This is a genomic window from Providencia vermicola (assembly GCF_010748935.1).
Taxonomy (GTDB): domain Bacteria; phylum Pseudomonadota; class Gammaproteobacteria; order Enterobacterales; family Enterobacteriaceae; genus Providencia; species Providencia zhejiangensis.
In genome coordinates this window covers 1,020,015-1,037,714 of the sequence record NZ_CP048796.1, presented here as the reverse complement: position 1 = coordinate 1,037,714, position 17,700 = coordinate 1,020,015, and the positions used below count along the sequence as shown (strand labels likewise).

The following is a 17,700-nucleotide window of genomic DNA, read 5'->3' as shown; positions in this document are numbered from 1 at the left end:
AGGTAAACTGATATATGTTAGACAATTATTTTAATTGTCTGGATTCACTTGTTGCTCAGACCAATATTCATTTTGAAATTCAGTCAGCAACATCCTCTGCTCGTCAGTCAGAGCTAGGCTTTCCAGAAGCTCAGGTCTTCTAAGCCAGGTACGGCCAAGTGATTGTTTCATACGCCAGCTATCTATCTTTGCATGGTTACCGGATAATAAAACATCAGGTACTTGCATGCCGTCTAACACTTCAGGACGGGTATAGTGTGGACAATCAAGTAGTCCCTCTGCAAAAGAGTCTTCTTGTGCAGAAGCTTGATGACCAAGTACTCCCGGAATAAACCGAGACACCGAGTCAATCAACACCATCGCGGGGAGTTCCCCACCACTGAGAACATAATCACCGATTGACCATTCTTCATCAATTTCGGTTTGAATGATTCGCTCATCAATGCCTTCATATCGACCACAAACAAGAATTAGCTTCTCATTCGTTGCCAATTCGCAAACCCCCTCTTGGCTGAGTTTGCGTCCCTGAGGTGACAGATAAATAACTTTCGCACCCTCACCAGCCTCAGTTCTTGCTGTGTTGATAGCATCCTTTAAAGGTTGCACCATCATCAGCATGCCTGGACCACCACCATAGGGGCGATCATCAACTGTCTTATGTTTATCGTGAGTGAAATCGCGTGGATTCCAACACTCGACAGACAGTAGGCCATTTTTCACTGCCCGACCAGTTACCCCGTACTCGGTTATTGCGCGGAACATTTCGGGAAACAGGCTAATTACACCAATCCACATTATTTAGTCCCACTCATTAAAACCGTTCAACCGGAGATTTAAAAACCAGGATCCCAATCAACTTCAATGAGTTTAGATTTAAGATCGACTTTCTTGATAACCTGCCCATCAAGAAACGGAACCAGCCGCTCCTTGATGCCAAATGCATCTTTTAGATTTGCCTTAATCACAATGACATCATTAGAACCGGTTTCCATCATATCGGTGATGGTCCCGAGATCATAACCTTGCAGTGTCACTACTTGGCAGCCCATAAGGTCTTTCCAGTAATATTCATCATTATCTAATTCAGGAAGTTGCGTTGAATCAACGACTATTTCAAAATTAGTTAACAACGTTGCTGCATCGCGGTCATCGACCCCTTTAAGTTTAATAATGATATCTTTGTTATGGTGTTTCCAATCTTCCAGTTCCACATGTTGCCACTGACCTGAACGTTGAATAAACCAAGGCTGATAATCAAAAATACTTTCAGCATGTTCGGTGGAGGAAAAAACTTTGAGCCAACCACGAATTCCATATGCAGCGCCTAATTTCCCCAAGACGATTGGGTGAGTAGGAGTCGCTAGATTTACTTGCTTGCCCATAGTTACCACCGTGACAGATTAAGCTGCTTTTTTAGCTTGTTTGACCAGTTGTGCAACACGGTCAGAAATAGTTGCGCCTTTACCAACCCAGTGCTCAACACGATCCAAGTCTAAACGCAGTTCTTCTGCTTGACCTGAAGCGATTGGGTTGAAGAAACCAACACGCTCGATGAAACGACCGTCACGCGCATTGCGGCTATCGGTTACAACGATTTGGTAGAACGGACGCTTTTTTGCGCCGCCACGAGATAAACGAATTGTTACCATAACATCCTCATTAGTTAATAAAACAACCAGACTCCATCGAGGGATAGAGTCCGGCTGTCATATAAAAAGCCCGAAAATTTTACTCGCTTTGACGTAAAAATCAATCAAAAGTGCATATTCTTTCTAGCTTTGTTGCTTAACGCCCCGGAAAACCCGGAGGCATCATTCCTTTCATGCCACGCATCATCTTGGCAAGACCGCCTTTTTTCATCTTTTTCATCATGCGTTGCATATCATCAAATTGCTTCAAAAGGCGGTTGACTTCTTGAACACTCGTACCTGAACCAGCGGCAATACGACGTTTACGTGACCCCTTGATAATTTCAGGTTTTTCACGTTCTTTACGCGTCATTGAATTGATTATCGCTTCCATTCGGATAGTGATTTTATCATCCATTTGCGACTTAACAGCATCTGGAACTTGAGACATTCCAGGTATCTTACTCATCATACTCGCCATGCCGCCCATATTGCGCATCTGTTTTAACTGACTTAAAAAGTCATTTAAATCAAAACCGTCACCTGTTTTCAGCTTTTTAGCAAGTTTTTCTGCCTGATCGCGGTCAACTTTGTGTTCGATCTCTTCAATAAGAGATAACACATCTCCCATACCTAAAATACGGGACGCTACACGTTCTGGGTGGAAAGGTTCTAAAGCATCCGTTTTTTCACCAACCCCTAAGAATTTGATTGGCTTACCTGTAATTGAGCGAATGGATAAAGCCGCACCACCACGCGCATCACCATCAACTTTCGTCAACACCACCCCAGTAAGCGGTAGCGCTTCATTAAAAGCTTTAGCCGTATTCGCGGCATCTTGACCTGTCATCGCATCAACAACAAACAGGGTTTCTACAGGATTGATAATGCGATGGACCTCTTTAATTTCGTCCATCATCGCTTCATCAACGTGTAAACGACCTGCGGTATCCACCAACAACACATCATAGAACTGTAGCTGAGCGTGTTTTAAAGCTTTCTGTACGATTGCTGCGGGTTTTTCTTTGGCATCTGAAGGGAAAAAATCAATACCAACCGTTTCTGCCAATGTCTCTAGCTGTTTAATCGCTGCTGGGCGATAAACGTCAGCAGAGACCACTAAAACTTTTTTCTTTTGTTTCTCTTTTAAAAGCTTACCCAGTTTTGCAACGCTTGTGGTTTTACCCGCACCTTGCAAACCAGCCATCAAGACAACCGCTGGTGGCTGCGCCGAGAGGTTAAGTTGATGGTTTTCATCACCCATGGCTTTGGTCAGTTCATTCTGAACAATTTTGATGAACTCTTGACCTGGAGTTAAGCTTTTATTGACATCTTGGCCAACAGCGCTTTCTTTTACTTTTTGAATAAATTCACGGACAACGGGAAGCGCTACGTCTGCCTCCAGCAAAGCCATACGAACTTCACGCAATGTATCTTTAATATTCTCATCAGTCAGACGCCCACGCCCGCTGATGTTGCGCAAAGTGCGCGATAGTCTGTCAGTTAAATTATCAAACATATGTCTTAACTCAATTCTGTTTATGGGCCTACTGTCAACACTCTATCTGGTTATTGATACTTAAAAATACAAGTACGCAATGGCTAATTTAGACAACACTCACTCATTATTTTTCAAAGGTGCATAACCGATGACAGCCACAACTGAAACCAACGCCGAAATTTTTCGCCACAGTGTATCACACCTGACGTTTATTCGCTTCACTCTGTTAGTATTGATTTGACTGACTGAATAGTAAAATCAGATTTCAATCATAAAATGAACAGTCATACTCCGTGAGAGGCGCTCTTATCATGCGATTAACGATTAAGAAGAGGCTTATTAACTGTACCAATGGTTGGAGCCGGCAGCTCCACGAGTTATACTACACAATATAATCCACTTAAAATGAATAACGACACTATACTATGCCAGTATTTGCAGTCATAGCAGTTTGTACATACCTATTCAGCCTATCGCTGATCGTACCCGGCCAGGTTCGAAAACAACCTGTCTATCGCCGACTAGCCCTTTTATTGGCCGTTATTGCACTGATAACTCATGCAATAACGCTAAAGTTACTGATTTTTCGTGGTGATGAAGGACAAAACCTCACATTATTAAACTTAGGTTCCGCCGTGAGTTTACTCATGTGTATTATTATGACCGTCGTGGCTTATAAGGGCAAAGCTTGGTATTTGACGCCGATTGTCTATAGTTTTGCTGTCATCAATTTAATGTTATCCACCATTATGCCCGGTGAGTTTATCACCCACCTAGAAGGCAGTGTCCCCCTCTTCATTCATATTGGTTTAGCGTTACTGAGTTATGCGACACTCTTAATCGCTGCACTATATGCATTCCAAGTTGCACTCATAGACTTTCAACTAAAGAATAAAACCCTGAAATTCAGTTCAGATATGCCGCCTATGATGGTCATTGAGCGCAAAATGTTCCATATCACCCAAGTTGGTGTGATCCTACTCACCTTAACCTTATGCACAGGCTTTATTTATATGGATAATATCTTTGATAAAGAGAATATCCATAAATCTGTCTTATCGGTTATCGCTTGGTTCGTCTATATTATTTTACTGTGGGGCCATTTCCACGGTGGTTGGAGAGGGAAGCGAGTTCTATTTTTCCACGTCGCTGGAGCCTTTATTCTAACAATGGCATTCTTTGGCAACCGGTTGATGCAACAAATTCTGGTATCTTAACGCTAAGACGAATAAAATCATCTTATCTACACAGTATAAGGAACCTAGTTTTGGATCACGTATCTACCGGTACGCTCATCATTATATTAATCATTTTAATTATCATGTCCGCATATTTTTCTGCGTCAGAGACAGGTATGATGACGCTGAATCGCTACCGCTTAAAGCACCTTGCCAAACAAGGTAACCGGTCAGCAAAACGTGTCGAAAAATTACTTCGTCACCCCGATAAACTCATTAGTTTGATTCTTATCGGCAATAACCTAATCAATATTGTTGCCTCATCCCTAGCGACTATTGTTGGTATGCGCCTATATGGCAATGCGGGTGTCGCAATTGCCACGGGTATTTTAACCTTTGTGATATTAGTCTTTGCTGAAGTGATGCCTAAGACTATCGCGGCTTTATACCCAGAAAAAATTGCTTTCCCAAGCAGCTATATTTTAAAACCTCTACAAAAAATTATGCTGCCAGTGGTTTGGGCCTTCAACAAAATAACATTATTATTTATGTTTCTTTGTGGCATAAAACCCCCTGTAATACGCAGTGATGCAGTCAGTAAAGATGAACTGAGAACCATCGTTAATGAGTCAAAAGCTAAACTCAGCAGACGAAATCAAGACATGCTGTTGTCGATTTTAGATCTTGAAAAAGTGACTGTTGGCGACATTATGCTACCAAGGAATGAGATCGTCGGTATTGATGTTAATGATGATTGGAAATCTATCATTCGGCAACTGACCCACTCACCTCATGGCCGCATCGTGCTGTATCGTGACTCCCTTGATGATGCGATTGGAATTTTGCGTGTCCGTGAAGCCTATCGTTTGATGATGGAGAAACGGGAGTTTACCAAGCAGAATTTGATCAAAGCAGCCGACAGTATCTACTTTATTCCAAATAGTACGCCACTAAGTACTCAGCTAATAAACTTCCAACATAATAAAGAAAAAATAGGCATCATTGTTGATGAGTATGGTGAGATTCAAGGGCTGATTACGGTTGAAGATATCCTTGAGGAAATCGTCGGCGATTTTACCACGTCGATGTCCCCTTCATTGTCTGAAGAAGTTTTACCGCAAAGCGATGGTAGTGTACTCGTTGATGGTACGGCAAATATTCGTGACTTGAACAAAGCCTTTGATTGGCACCTTCCTGTCGATGGGCCGAGAACAGTGAATGGTATGGTGTTAGAAGCGATTGGCGATATCCCTGAGCTGCAAGAAAAAATCGTCATTTCACACTATTTAGTCGAGGTCCTGCTCATTAGCGATAATATTATTAAGCAAGTCAAAATTACCCCTATCGCAACGAATGCTTCTACATCTGAAGCTCATTAAACATCAATAAAAAAACTGCACCTTAATGTGTTATTCGCTAACAAGTTAGGTGCAGTTTGTTGCATTAACGTTATTTAAACATGCAGTTCAGTCAGCTTTTCAGCCGGTAATGCAAGTTCATCATTTTTGTTAATTCGAATTTCTGACGCTAGGACATTGCGTGCAATTTGTTGAGCTTCGTCTAGTGAATGCATCTTATACGTGCCACACTGAAAAATATTCAGCTCTGGGATCTTATTCTGATCTTGCACTTTTAATACATCTTGCATTGCACTTTTCCAAGCATCGGCAACACGTTGCTCATCAGGTGCACCAATTAAGCTCATGTAAAACCCAGTACGGCACCCCATTGGAGAGATATCAATAATCTCAACACCATTGCCATTGAGATGGTCTCGCATAAACCCTGCAAATAGATGTTCAAGGGTATGAGTGCCTTTTTCAGACATGGCTTCCTTGTTAGGCACGGTGAAGCGCAGATCGAAAACGGTAATCGTGTCTCCGCTAGGTGTTTTCATCGTTTTTGCTACACGAACCGCAGGCGCAGCCATACGCGTATGATCTACAGTAAAACTGTCTAATAACGGCATTTATTGACCTCCTGAAAAAAAATTATTTTATTTGCAAAATAAATGAAACTATTTGGCAATCGCTGAGTCTTAATCTATGAAAGACGCGCAAATTTGTTATCATCCCTAATTCTCTAAGAGATTTTATATTTGGCCACTTCGCTGTGGCCATTTTCTTTTAGCGCCCTGCATGCCTCCGCAAATAATCCTCAAAGCTTTCAGTTTCATCTTTCTCTATCATAGCCTGTTTTTCTATGGAAGCTAATCGAGCAGCTTCAAACTGAGCTTCGGTAATCACTTCGTAAGGTTCACTAACCAATTGCGCATAGTATTTTTCAGCTAATTCTAATCCGTAGCCACCAATACCTTGTTCAACCATTTTATCCATCACTAATGCAGAATACGTCCGAGTTGGATCTTCAAACATTGAAATAAATTGGTGACAAACTTCCTGATATTTGGCATCACAACAGGTATCGAGGACTTCAGCAACACGGATTAAGTCATCAAATAACTGCTGCCCTACTTCCACCAATGGTTTCATTTCACTACCACAACCAATACCGATAACTTGACCCGGTTTACGCCCTTCAAGGATCACGCGGTTCCAGTTCTGGCGACTGCAATCTAATTCTTGAGCATTCATTGCTGGTGCATCAGCTAACACGCACCAAATCAAAAACAGGTCTAGGAAGCGCGTTTGCGTCTCATCAACCCCAATCGCGCTAAACGGGTTAATATCCAACGCACGAACTTCAATGTACTCAATACCACCGCGCAACAATGCATCAGATGGTGACTCATCACCTTTTGGCACACGCTTAGGTCGAATAGGTGCATACAGCTCGTTTTCAATCTGCAACACATTGGTGTTCAATTGAATATACTTACCTGCTTTTTTCACACCTAGCGCGGCAAATTCCTCAGACGGCTTATAAATCGCTTTTTTCAAACCAGCCACATAGCTATCTAAATCATTAAAGGTAATGTTTAAATCGCTCTGAGACTTATTCGTATAGCCTAAATCACTCATTCTTAACGACGTCGCATAAGGTAAGTAATACGTTCCCGTAGCTGTCTTTTCAAAGGTTAATTTAGTCTCTCTATCTTTAAGGAATGAGCCACAAATAGCAGGAGATGCCCCAAATAAATAAGGGATCACCCAGCCAAAGCGATAATAGTTTCTAATCAGGCGTAAATAACCATCAGAAATTTGCGCTTTACCGCTCTGTGCATCTTTAACACCTGCCCACGCCTGCCAAAATTCAATTGGCAATGAAAAATTATAATGAACACCAGCAATGGTCTGCATTAATGCGCCATAACGGTTTTTTAGCCCTTCACGATATAAGTTTTTGAAGCGGCCTACATTCGATGTACCGTATTGAGCAAGCGTTATTTTATCTTCGTTTTCGATAAAACAAGGCATGCTTAATGGCCACATCCTTTCATTGTGCAGATGACGAGCCGTATAACGGTGTAAATCCCTAAGAAAAGCCAAACTGTGCCTAGTACTTTTATCCACAGGTGTAATGAACTCAAGTAAAGACTCAGCAAAATCTGTCGTGATCCATTTATGTGTTAATGCTTTCCCCAATTCTTCCGGATGCAAAGTTTCAGCAATAGAACCTTTCGGAGTAACACGTAATGTTTCACGTTCGATACCACGTTGAATACCATTCAGTGCTTCTGGGTGCGCCTCTAACCATGAGAGCGCTTTAGATACGTCCGGGATCAAATCGACCTCCCGCCTGTGATGTAATTTTATTTTAGTAAGAAGCTTACTTTAGCGTAAATGAAGGAAATTGTCGCTGCTTAGATGTGTGGTTTATATAAGATACGCATTTGGAATAACATCAAATTATGATAAATCTGATTGATAGACGAAAAAAAAGCCCCTCTATGAGGAGCTTCTTGTTCTGGTGCATCCGGGAGGATTCGAACCTCCGACCGCTCGGTTCGTAGCCGAGTACTCTATCCAGCTGAGCTACGGATGCTTAATTCGTTCATTGAATCGTTGATTCAATAATTAGCCATCGTTTTGATAAAGGAAATTTTGATACACTAGACAAGGACTAGCTGAAGATGGTGCATCCGGGAGGATTCGAACCTCCGACCGCTCGGTTCGTAGCCGAGTACTCTATCCAGCTGAGCTACGGATGCATTACAATATCAAACTCTACACTTCATACCTACTGCTTGTTTTTAGTCGCTAAAAACTAAAAACCAACCCCACCAGTTTTACTCATAGGGTTAAATATGGTGCATCCGGGAGGATTCGAACCTCCGACCGCTCGGTTCGTAGCCGAGTACTCTATCCAGCTGAGCTACGGATGCAGCTATCTAAAATGGCGGTGAGGGAGGGATTCGAACCCTCGATGCAGCTTTTGACCGCATACTCCCTTAGCAGGGGAGCGCCTTCAGCCTCTCGGCCACCTCACCGTTTTTAGTCACAGACGATTTGTTTTGAACATCTCGTCTCTGTGTGGCGCACATATTACTTTCCTAGCTTTAGAAGTCAAACAATTTTTCCAAACTTTTTGGTTTATAATGACTGTTTGCACATTTCACAAGCAAGATGATTAGTTTAGCACCGAAAATCGGATTCATCACGGGGTAATTTCACAAAATTTTACCCGATAAAAAATGATGAATTGAAAAATGAATTCTCGAAAAATAGTCAGCGCTGCGTTCAAATTGGTATCGTGGTAAGTTAAACCACTCGCTTGAAGGCCGAATCAATTAAAATATAGTGGGGTTAAGAATGAGGTCAAATGAAAGACAAGCGTCCATCTTTGCTGTGTGGTTCAAGATATGGACGCTTATTCATTATTATTGATTATCTGGTTGAGTCTTTTCAGCCTGGATCCGTTGATAAATTTCTTCACGGTGAACAGAAACTTCTTTTGGGGCATTGACACCAATACGAACTTGATTGCCTTTTACTCCCAGTACAGTAACTGTTACCTCATCGCCTATCATGAGTGTTTCACCAACTCGACGAGTCAGAATAAGCATTCTTTGCTCCTTGAAATATTAAAAGAGTCGGGTCTCTAGGTTTCCCCCGCTATTGTCCATCACACACCGTGAAAACGTAAAGCAATGATATACACCTAAAGCATCGATGCCATCAAGGCAATCATTTTAATTATATACGTACAAAATATAACACTACCCACAACATATTAACAACGTTGCAACAGATAAAGTTGCCTCACGGTGCATGAGGCAACCTAATCAGCGCTTATAGTCGTGAGTTAACCCACTCTTCTACACTGGCCATCGCCGCTGGTAACGCACTCACATCCGTACCACCCGCTTGAGCCATGTCTGGGCGCCCACCACCTTTACCACCGACTTGCTGTGCAACATATGATATCAAATCACCCGCTTTTATTTTAGCAGTCAAATCATTAGTTACACCAACAATTACACTGACTTTATCACCACTCGTTGTTGAAAGCACGATAATCGCCGATTTCAACTGATTTTTGAGATCATCAACCATCGTTCTCAAAAGTTTAGGTTCAGTGTTACTTAATTGGCTAACAAGTAATTTAATCCCTTTAATATCTTTTGCTTTACTACTAAGTGAAGCACTTTCTTGGGATGCTTGTTGATCTTTTAGTTGCAAAATCTCTTTTTCTAATTGGCGAGATTTTTCCAATGCAGACTTAACTTTTTCAACTAAGCTATTCATATCACCTTTTAAGAGGTGAGCTATCGCATTCAACTGATCAGATTGGTTATGTACGCTTTCAATCGCGCCTTCCCCTGTGACAGCTTCAATACGACGAACCCCCGCAGCCGTACCTGATTCACTGGTGATGCGGAATAAACCGATATCACCAGTACGGCTTGCATGTGTCCCACCACAAAGTTCGATAGAAAAATCGCCCATACTCAGAACACGTACACGTTCTTCGTATTTTTCACCGAATAATGCCATCGCACCTTTTTCTTTTGCACTTTCTAAATCCATAAGCTCCGTTTCAATTGGTGTGTTCTTACGAATTTGTGCGTTAACAATGTCTTCCACTGCGCGTAATTGTGCAGGTGTCATTGCTTCAAAGTGTGAAAAATCAAAGCGGAGATATTTATCGTTAACTAAAGAGCCTTTCTGTGATACATGCTCACCAAGTACTTGGCGTAATGCCGCATGCAACAGGTGAGTTGCTGAGTGATTAAGGCGTATTGCATCACGTCTTTTCACATCAATTTTAGCATCTATACGGTGGTTAATGACTAGTGAGCCAGACTCTACCTGACCAATATGACCAATTGCCTGACCATATTTTTGTGTATCAGTGACAGTAAAATGACCACTCTCATTACGCAGTACACCCGTATCGCCAACTTGACCACCCGATTCAGCATAGAATGCAGTCTTATCAAGGATCACAAGACCTTCTTCACCAGCATTCAGGGAATCTACTGACTGGCCATCTTTATAGATAGCAGTGATAGTGGCTAATTGTTCATTATAGGCATAACCAGAAAATTCGCTGTGTTTTTCAACCTTAATTAACGAATTATAGTCGGTACCAAAACCACTCGACTCTCTTGCACGGCGGCGCTGATCTTCCATTGCGCGCTCAAAGCCTTCTTCATCAACTTTGATGTTACGCTCACGGCAAACATCCGCGGTAAGATCGATAGGGAAACCATAAGTATCATATAAACGGAACGCAGTTTCGCCATCTAAGGTGTCACCTTTAAGAGCCGCAAGTTCTTCATCTAATAATTGAAGACCACGCTCTAATGTACGTGCAAATTGTTCCTCTTCCGTTTTAAGCACTTTTTCAACCATAGCTTGTTGACGAGCAAGTTCATCTGCTGCTGATCCCATCACTTTAATCAGTGGAGCAACCAGCTTGTAGAAAAAGGTCTCTTTTGCCCCTAGCATATAGCCATGACGTACAGCACGGCGAATAATCCGGCGCAATACATAACCACGGCCTTCATTCGATGGGATGACGCCATCACTCACGAGGAATGCACAAGAGCGAATATGGTCAGCAATAACACGAAGTGATTTATTTGATAGGTCGCTAGCACCTGTAGCCTTTGCAGCCGCAGCGATAAGGTCGCGGAAAATATCGATATCATAGTTAGAGTTAACATGCTGCAATACAGCCGCAATACGTTCAAGCCCCATACCAGTATCCACAGATGGCTTAGGTAATGGTTCCATCGTGCCATCTGATTGACGGTTAAACTGCATGAAGACGATGTTCCAAATTTCAATATAGCGATCGCCGTCTTCTTCAGGACTTCCTGGAGGCCCACCCCAGATATGCTCACCATGGTCATAGAAAATTTCGGTGCATGGGCCACAAGGACCAGTATCCCCCATCTGCCAGAAGTTATCAGAGGCGTATGGTGCACCTTTGTTGTCGCCTATACGAATAATGCGTTCAACTGGAATTCCGACTTCTTTGTTCCAAATTTCATAGGCTTCATCATCGGTTTCATACACGGTAACCCACAATTTCTCTTTTGGTAGGTTAAACCACTCTTTTCCAGTTAATAGCTCCCAAGCAAATTTGATCGCATCATGTTTGAAGTAATCGCCAAAGCTAAAGTTACCGAGCATTTCAAAAAAAGTATGGTGACGGGCTGTGTAGCCAACGTTTTCTAAATCGTTATGTTTACCACCTGCTCGCACACATCTTTGTGCCGTAGTCGCTCGGGAATATGCTCTTTTATCCAGACCAAGAAATACATCTTTGAACTGGTTCATCCCTGCGTTAGTGAACAATAATGTTGGGTCATTATTTGGTACTAGCGAACTGCTACTTACCACCTGATGACCTTTTGTATGAAAAAAGTCGAGAAACGCTTGACGGATCTCAGCGGTGCTTTTACTCATATTTATCCCGATTTCAAGCTGGAAACTGAATTACGAATTGTTGAGATGGAATGTAACATCACCTCTAATCAACTCTCCGATTAAAAAGTGACTGATAAGATAAAGTCTCTTTGCGTAGAAGTAAAATTTATACTCTTCATACTGTAAGTTTCAGTACAGTTGATGACATTCATTCGCATTAGTCACACATTGATGAATGTTCCTATTGCCTATTTGGTCACTTAACTGCAACTTGAGCGTTTTAAAGTATAGATACATCCATTCGTGGCTTTCATTGTAAAGCGTCTGAGTATTTTCTGAAAGTATGTTTATACCTTTCAGTTGGCTATTTTTCCACTGGAAAACTATTGTTTACTCCCAGTATAGTGCAAATGAAAAATAAAAAACGCCACTCTTTTTGGGAGTGGCGTTAATAATCTGCTTATTTATCAAACCAATGAATCAATATTAAAATTCTTCAGGCGATTCATTTTCTTCGGCTTCACTGATGTAATCAGTGGCTGCACTGCTAAATTCACCAGTGTGAGTTAGTAGCATTTCACGCAGTTTTTTATCAATTTCTTCGGCCGCTTCAGGGTGCTCTTTCAGATATATGGTTGCATTCGCTTTCCCTTGACCAATTTTATCACCGTTATAGCTATACCAAGCACCGGCTTTTTCAATCAATTTATGCTTAACACCTAAATCAATTAATTCACCGTAGGTGTTAATCCCTTCACCGTACAGGATTTGGAATTCAGCTTGTTTAAATGGTGCAGCGACTTTGTTTTTAACGACTTTAACACGCGTTTCGCTACCAACAATCTCTTCACCATTTTTCACAGCACCAATACGGCGAATATCTAAACGTACGGAAGCATAGAATTTGAGAGCATTACCGCCCGTTGTCGTTTCAGGGTTACCAAACATAACACCAATCTTCATACGAATTTGGTTAATGAAGATCAACAGCGTATTTGAGTTTTTCAAGTTACCCGCTAATTTACGCATTGCTTGGCTCATCATACGAGCAGCTAAGCCCATATGAGAGTCACCAATTTCACCTTCAATTTCAGCTTTTGGTGTTAATGCTGCAACGGAGTCAACAATGATGACATCAACAGCCCCTGAGCGCGTCAACGCATCACAGATTTCCAGTGCTTGCTCACCGGTATCAGGCTGAGAACACAGCAGGTTATCAATATCAACGCCTAATTTTTTTGCATAAATAGGGTCGAGAGCATGTTCAGCATCGATAAATGCACATGTTTTACCACTGCGCTGTGCGGCTGCAATAACTTGCAGTGTCAGTGTTGTTTTACCAGAAGATTCAGGCCCATAGATTTCAACAATACGCCCCAGCGGCAGACCACCAGCGCCTAAAGCGACATCAAGAGATAAAGAACCCGTTGAGATAGTTTCAACATCCATTGAGCGATCTTCGCCAAGACGCATGATAGAGCCTTTACCAAATTGCTTTTCAATTTGACCTAGCGCTGCTGCTAATGCTTTTTGTTTGTTTTCATCGATAGCCATGTTCACTCCCTTTGATGCAGTGAAGTTACCCACTGCAAATAGAACGATTGAATTCGGTTTGTTAATGCTAAGTATACTGTATAATCATACAGTATCAAGAAGATTTTTCACTTATGATTTGTAAAAGTGTTTCAAGTGCATAAGCTGTTGATTGTAAACGTACAGAATTTCTATCACCTTGGAATATACAGTGCTTAACCGTCACATGAGCTCTGCCTGTAGCGTTTTTTTGGGCGAAACCGAACCAAACCGTTCCCACCGGTTTAGCGTCACTTCCGCCACCTGGACCTGCTATGCCACTCACTGAAATCGCCAAATCAGCAGCAGCTTCAGTTAAAGCACCGAGTGCCATTTCAGAAACCACTTGCTCACTCACTGCCCCAAATTTTTGCAGTGACTCATTTGTCACACCAATCATTTGATGCTTTGCTTCATTACTGTAAGTCACAAATCCTCTATGAAAGTAATCCGAACTACCCGCAATATCCGTCAATACCTTAGCAATCCATCCGCCAGTACATGATTCTGCACAAGTAATCGTTTTACCTTGTTTTTTGAGGACTTCAGCAAGCTGAATACTCAATGTTTCGAGATAACTTTCATTTATCATGTGATTTTTACCTTCGGATAATTACTTTTTGCGTGCGCGATCCCAAACCCATAAACCCGCAATCGCTATAGCAAATACGCTACCAAAACCGACACCAACACTAATAACGGATAATCCTGCTTTCATGGCTAGGGAATATAATCCTAACATAATTAGCATTGCACTATTTTCACCAAGGTTTTGCACTGCAATCGCGTTACCAGCCCCAACGGTTTCCTTGCCTTTTTCCTGCAATAACGCATTAAGAGGAACGACAAATAGCCCGCCAAAAATACCGAGTACCGCTAAGATAGCATAGGATGGTAAGAGATTGGTTTGTAACGCAAGTAATACCACCATGATACCAATGACTACCCCAGCAGGAATACAGCGTGACACCGTTTTTAATGTAATGAATTTAGCAGCCACCCCAGCACCAACCACAATCCCAACGGCAACAGCGGCATTAAGATAGGTTGGCGTTGCGTTATCTTGTAGACCTAATGCAAACGGTACCCAAGCCACCAGTAAAAAACGTAATGTGACGCCCGCGCCCCAAAACATACTGGTTCCCACCAGTGAGAAACGGCTTTCTTGGTTTGCCCAAAGTGTACGGCAAGCAGAGACAAAATCGGTGAAAAGTTTCTTAAAATGCCAGCCTTTACCTGGGCGAGCAGCAACTAAATGCGGAATATAGAAGTTGGCAATCACCGCTAATGCGTACAATACCGTACAGGTACCCAACGCTAAAATAAGGCTAATATCCGATAAAATACCACCGACGACAGAACCAATCAAAATGGCCGCGATAGTTGATGCTTCCATCACGCCATTGGCCTTCACTAAATTATCACCACCGGTCAATTCACCTAAAATACCGTATTTTGCTGGTGAGTAAGAAGCCGCACCAATCCCAACCAACCCATAACAAAGAAATGGGTTAAGCCCTAAACAGATCCCCAAAGCCCCTAAAAATTTAAATAGGTTTGAGAACAACATGACACGCCCTTTAGAAAAGCGATCGGCAACTTGACCAACAAACGGTGCCAAAATGATATAAGTAAATACAAATACCATTTGTAGTATTGGATGGCTCCATTCAGGGTAAAACTCAGCTTTTAACTGCGCTAAAATGGCAAATAACAACGCGTTATCGGCAAAAGCGGATAAAAACTGTGACGTTAGCACAGCCTTCATTCCTCGACTCATCAATGGCGCATTCATTTCTTGCATATCATCAATCCTCTAACGCCATTTGTTTCAGTGTCACAAAGTCTGTTTTACCGGAACCGAGTACAGGTAGCTCTTTCACCAAACGAATATCACGGGGAACGGCCAATTCCGTTAAGCCTTTACTTTTAGCGGCAGAAGAAAGTGCGCTTCTATCGAGGTCTTTATCCGTCGTAAACAGAACTAAAGCTTCACCTTTACTGCTATCAGGTTTAGTGACAACAGCATGATGTGCATTAGGGGACAAACTCAGGACCATCTGTTCAATGCTTTCGAGGGATACCATTTCTCCCGCGAGTTTTGCAAATCTTTTTACGCGGCCTTTAATAGTGCAATAATTAAGCTCATCAAGTACAACGATATCCCCCGTGTCATACCAACCTTTTTCTTGTTCCCCATGTTGGTTTTCCGCTGATGGCGCTTCAAGAATGCCCGGTGCCTCAACACGCAAATACCCTTTCATGATATTAGGGCCTTTTAATTGTAATTTCCCCCCATTTTCAATGCCTGAAATAGGGATAATGCGAGATTCCATTTGCGGCAATATTTGCCCTACTGTTCCTTCTTTAGAGGCCATTGGCACATTGATAGAGACAATCGGAGCGCATTCTGTAACACCATAACCTTCAAGAATACGGATACCAAACTTGTCGAACCAAATTTTCTTAGTGCTATCCGACAATTTTTCAGCCCCAGCAACGACATAACGTAATCTTGCAAAATCATATTGATGAGCAAAACGTGCGTAATTAGCTAAAAACGTTGATGTACCAAATAGAACAGTGCAATTTTTGTCGTAAACCAATTCAGGAATGATTCGATAATGCAATGGGCTGGGGTAAAGAAAGACTCGGCTACCAGAAAACAGTGGAATAAACAGCCCAACCGTTAAGCCGAAAGCATGAAATAGGGGCAATGATGACATAAAACGATCACGTGGTGTAAAGTCAGCGATCGTTTTGATTTGTTCCACATTCGCCATCAAACTTGCATGGCTATGTACCACCCCTTTAGGTGTTCCTTCTGAACCTGAAGTAAACAGGACGATAGCTTCATCATCGGCTTTACGCGGTATCACCGCTTTCGCTGGCATCAATAAGTGTTTAACGATCCAGAGTTTATCCCGCAGCGTGACCGTATCTTTTAAATCTTCAAGATAAATCCAATTCGCCTCGGTGACCTGCTCAGGAATATGGGTCAAATTCCCTTTTTCAAGGAACTGCCGTGATGTAAAGACAACTTTAGCTTGAGAAGCTTTGAGTGCATTACTGATACCATGACTACCCGCCGTGTAATTGAGCATCGCAGGCACTCGCCCACGCATTAATGCCCCAAAAATAGCGGCTGCCGTTACTGTTGTATTTGGCAATAATAAACCGATACGCTCATTTTCATGGGTATAGCGCTCAATGATTCTCCCTACACCTAATGATTTCTTTAACAATCCTTGGTAATTATCTTCTTTAAAATTAATGTCTTCAATACAAGGTGCACGGCGTCCAAAACGTTTTACGCTATCAATAAATTCTTCAACCAGTGTGACTTGAGGGCGACAAGCCATACGTGCTGATTTCATGATGTGATATAAGTGAACACCCGCTAAATGACGACGCTCAACCGCTTTAGGCGCTTCTGGCATCGGAATCATTTCAGCAGGTAAAATATGCAGGGTAATTTTAGGAAACCATTTAAGGGGAATGATGCCTTTTAAACGGCTAAAGTGACTACGTTCCGCCCCTTCAATACGAATAGGCACAACTTTTGCACCGGATTTGGCAGCGACAAACGCAGCACCATCATATATTTTCATCAAAGAGCCATGCACCGAAATACGCCCTTCCGGAAATATCACTATCGGACGGCCTTTTTCAACTTCTTTAACTAACTGACGTATGCCTAAAGGGTTTGCAGGGTCAAGAGGAACAATATCAACATAAGGTTTTAGCAGTTTGATCATTCTTGGTGTTGCGAACGTAGAATAAACTGCAAATACTGGCTTAATCGGTAAAAATAGCGCGACCAACACACCATCAAGAAATGAAACATGATTTGGTGTAATTAAGCATTTGTCTTGGTAGAGCGCTTTTTCATCCCCAACTAAGCGGACTCGAAATAAAAATCTGAGTACTGTCCTCAGCATGTTTGCCAGCATAATAAATCCCTATTATTTGATTTCATTTATCACTTAAGCGGATGATTATGTCGTAAAAACCCGTATAAAACTAAGTGTTTTATTCCT

14 protein-coding genes and 4 tRNA genes are annotated in these 17,700 nt (G+C 42.0%); 2 read left to right on the top strand and 16 right to left on the bottom strand.

Annotated features, from left to right (window positions below):
- Positions 1 to 30: 30 nt before the first annotated feature.
- From trmD to ffh, 4 genes are all read right to left on the bottom strand, one after another.
- On the bottom strand, positions 31 to 795 hold the full coding sequence (gene trmD, locus G3341_RS04435) for a tRNA (guanosine(37)-N1)-methyltransferase TrmD (protein WP_154625118.1): 765 nt from the start codon (positions 793 to 795) through the stop codon (positions 31 to 33).
- Between the two features lie 38 nt (positions 796 to 833).
- Entirely contained in the window at positions 834 to 1,382 is a 549-nt protein-coding gene (gene rimM / locus G3341_RS04430) for a ribosome maturation factor RimM (protein WP_154625117.1), read from the bottom strand.
- A gap of 18 nt (positions 1,383 to 1,400) precedes the next feature.
- Entirely contained in the window at positions 1,401 to 1,649 is a 249-nt protein-coding gene (gene rpsP / locus G3341_RS04425; RefSeq protein WP_154625116.1) for a 30S ribosomal protein S16, read from the bottom strand.
- A gap of 136 nt (positions 1,650 to 1,785) precedes the next feature.
- Complete coding sequence (ffh, locus tag G3341_RS04420; protein ID WP_154625115.1) at positions 1,786 to 3,147, bottom strand: signal recognition particle protein; 1,362 nt, start codon at positions 3,145 to 3,147, stop codon at positions 1,786 to 1,788.
- 407 nt (positions 3,148 to 3,554) lie between these two features.
- On the opposite strand from ffh, the gene G3341_RS04415 reads away from it, so the two are divergent.
- Both G3341_RS04415 and G3341_RS04410 read left to right on the top strand, forming a co-directional pair.
- Positions 3,555 to 4,346, top strand: coding sequence for a cytochrome C assembly family protein (locus G3341_RS04415; RefSeq protein WP_154625114.1), 792 nt, complete (start codon positions 3,555 to 3,557; stop codon positions 4,344 to 4,346).
- Between the two features lie 50 nt (positions 4,347 to 4,396).
- Positions 4,397 to 5,686 carry a CNNM domain-containing protein gene (locus G3341_RS04410; protein WP_163860772.1) on the top strand — a complete coding sequence of 430 codons (1,290 nt, stop codon included), beginning with the start codon at positions 4,397 to 4,399 and terminating at the stop codon, positions 5,684 to 5,686.
- 74 nt (positions 5,687 to 5,760) lie between these two features.
- Here G3341_RS04410 and luxS read toward each other — a convergent pair whose 3' ends face one another.
- The 12 genes from luxS to aas all read right to left on the bottom strand — a co-directional run bounded on the left by luxS (position 5,761) and on the right by aas (position 17,613).
- Positions 5,761 to 6,276 (bottom strand): S-ribosylhomocysteine lyase, encoded by a 516-nt coding sequence (gene luxS / locus G3341_RS04405; RefSeq protein WP_154625112.1) that lies wholly within the window; start codon positions 6,274 to 6,276, stop codon positions 5,761 to 5,763.
- A 157-nt stretch (positions 6,277 to 6,433) separates the two neighbouring features.
- On the bottom strand, positions 6,434 to 7,993 hold the full coding sequence (gshA, locus tag G3341_RS04400; protein ID WP_154625111.1) for a glutamate--cysteine ligase: 1,560 nt from the start codon (positions 7,991 to 7,993) through the stop codon (positions 6,434 to 6,436).
- Between the two features lie 182 nt (positions 7,994 to 8,175).
- A tRNA-Arg gene (locus tag G3341_RS04395) sits at positions 8,176 to 8,252 on the bottom strand.
- 89 nt (positions 8,253 to 8,341) lie between these two features.
- Positions 8,342 to 8,418 (bottom strand) — tRNA-Arg (locus G3341_RS04390).
- 97 nt (positions 8,419 to 8,515) lie between these two features.
- Positions 8,516 to 8,592, bottom strand: a tRNA-Arg gene (locus tag G3341_RS04385).
- A gap of 12 nt (positions 8,593 to 8,604) precedes the next feature.
- Positions 8,605 to 8,697: transfer RNA gene (locus G3341_RS04380), tRNA-Ser, on the bottom strand.
- A gap of 390 nt (positions 8,698 to 9,087) precedes the next feature.
- Positions 9,088 to 9,273 carry a carbon storage regulator CsrA gene (csrA, locus tag G3341_RS04375; RefSeq protein WP_004264815.1) on the bottom strand — a complete coding sequence of 62 codons (186 nt, stop codon included), beginning with the start codon at positions 9,271 to 9,273 and terminating at the stop codon, positions 9,088 to 9,090.
- Between the two features lie 226 nt (positions 9,274 to 9,499).
- On the bottom strand, positions 9,500 to 12,127 hold the full coding sequence (gene alaS / locus G3341_RS04370; protein WP_154625110.1) for an alanine--tRNA ligase: 2,628 nt from the start codon (positions 12,125 to 12,127) through the stop codon (positions 9,500 to 9,502).
- A gap of 447 nt (positions 12,128 to 12,574) precedes the next feature.
- Positions 12,575 to 13,642: a recombinase RecA gene (gene recA, locus G3341_RS04365; protein ID WP_154625109.1), complete on the bottom strand. Its 1,068-nt coding sequence runs from the start codon at positions 13,640 to 13,642 to the stop codon at positions 12,575 to 12,577.
- A gap of 94 nt (positions 13,643 to 13,736) precedes the next feature.
- The gene (pncC, locus tag G3341_RS04360; RefSeq protein WP_163860771.1) at positions 13,737 to 14,252 is read right to left on the bottom strand and encodes a nicotinamide-nucleotide amidase; all 516 of its coding nucleotides are present in this window, start codon (positions 14,250 to 14,252) and stop codon (positions 13,737 to 13,739) included.
- A 21-nt stretch (positions 14,253 to 14,273) separates the two neighbouring features.
- The gene (gene lplT, locus G3341_RS04355; protein ID WP_154625107.1) at positions 14,274 to 15,464 is read right to left on the bottom strand and encodes a lysophospholipid transporter LplT; all 1,191 of its coding nucleotides are present in this window, start codon (positions 15,462 to 15,464) and stop codon (positions 14,274 to 14,276) included.
- A gap of 4 nt (positions 15,465 to 15,468) precedes the next feature.
- Positions 15,469 to 17,613, bottom strand: coding sequence for a bifunctional acyl-ACP--phospholipid O-acyltransferase/long-chain-fatty-acid--ACP ligase (aas, locus tag G3341_RS04350; RefSeq protein WP_154625106.1), 2,145 nt, complete (start codon positions 17,611 to 17,613; stop codon positions 15,469 to 15,471).
- Positions 17,614 to 17,700 lie beyond the last annotated feature (87 nt).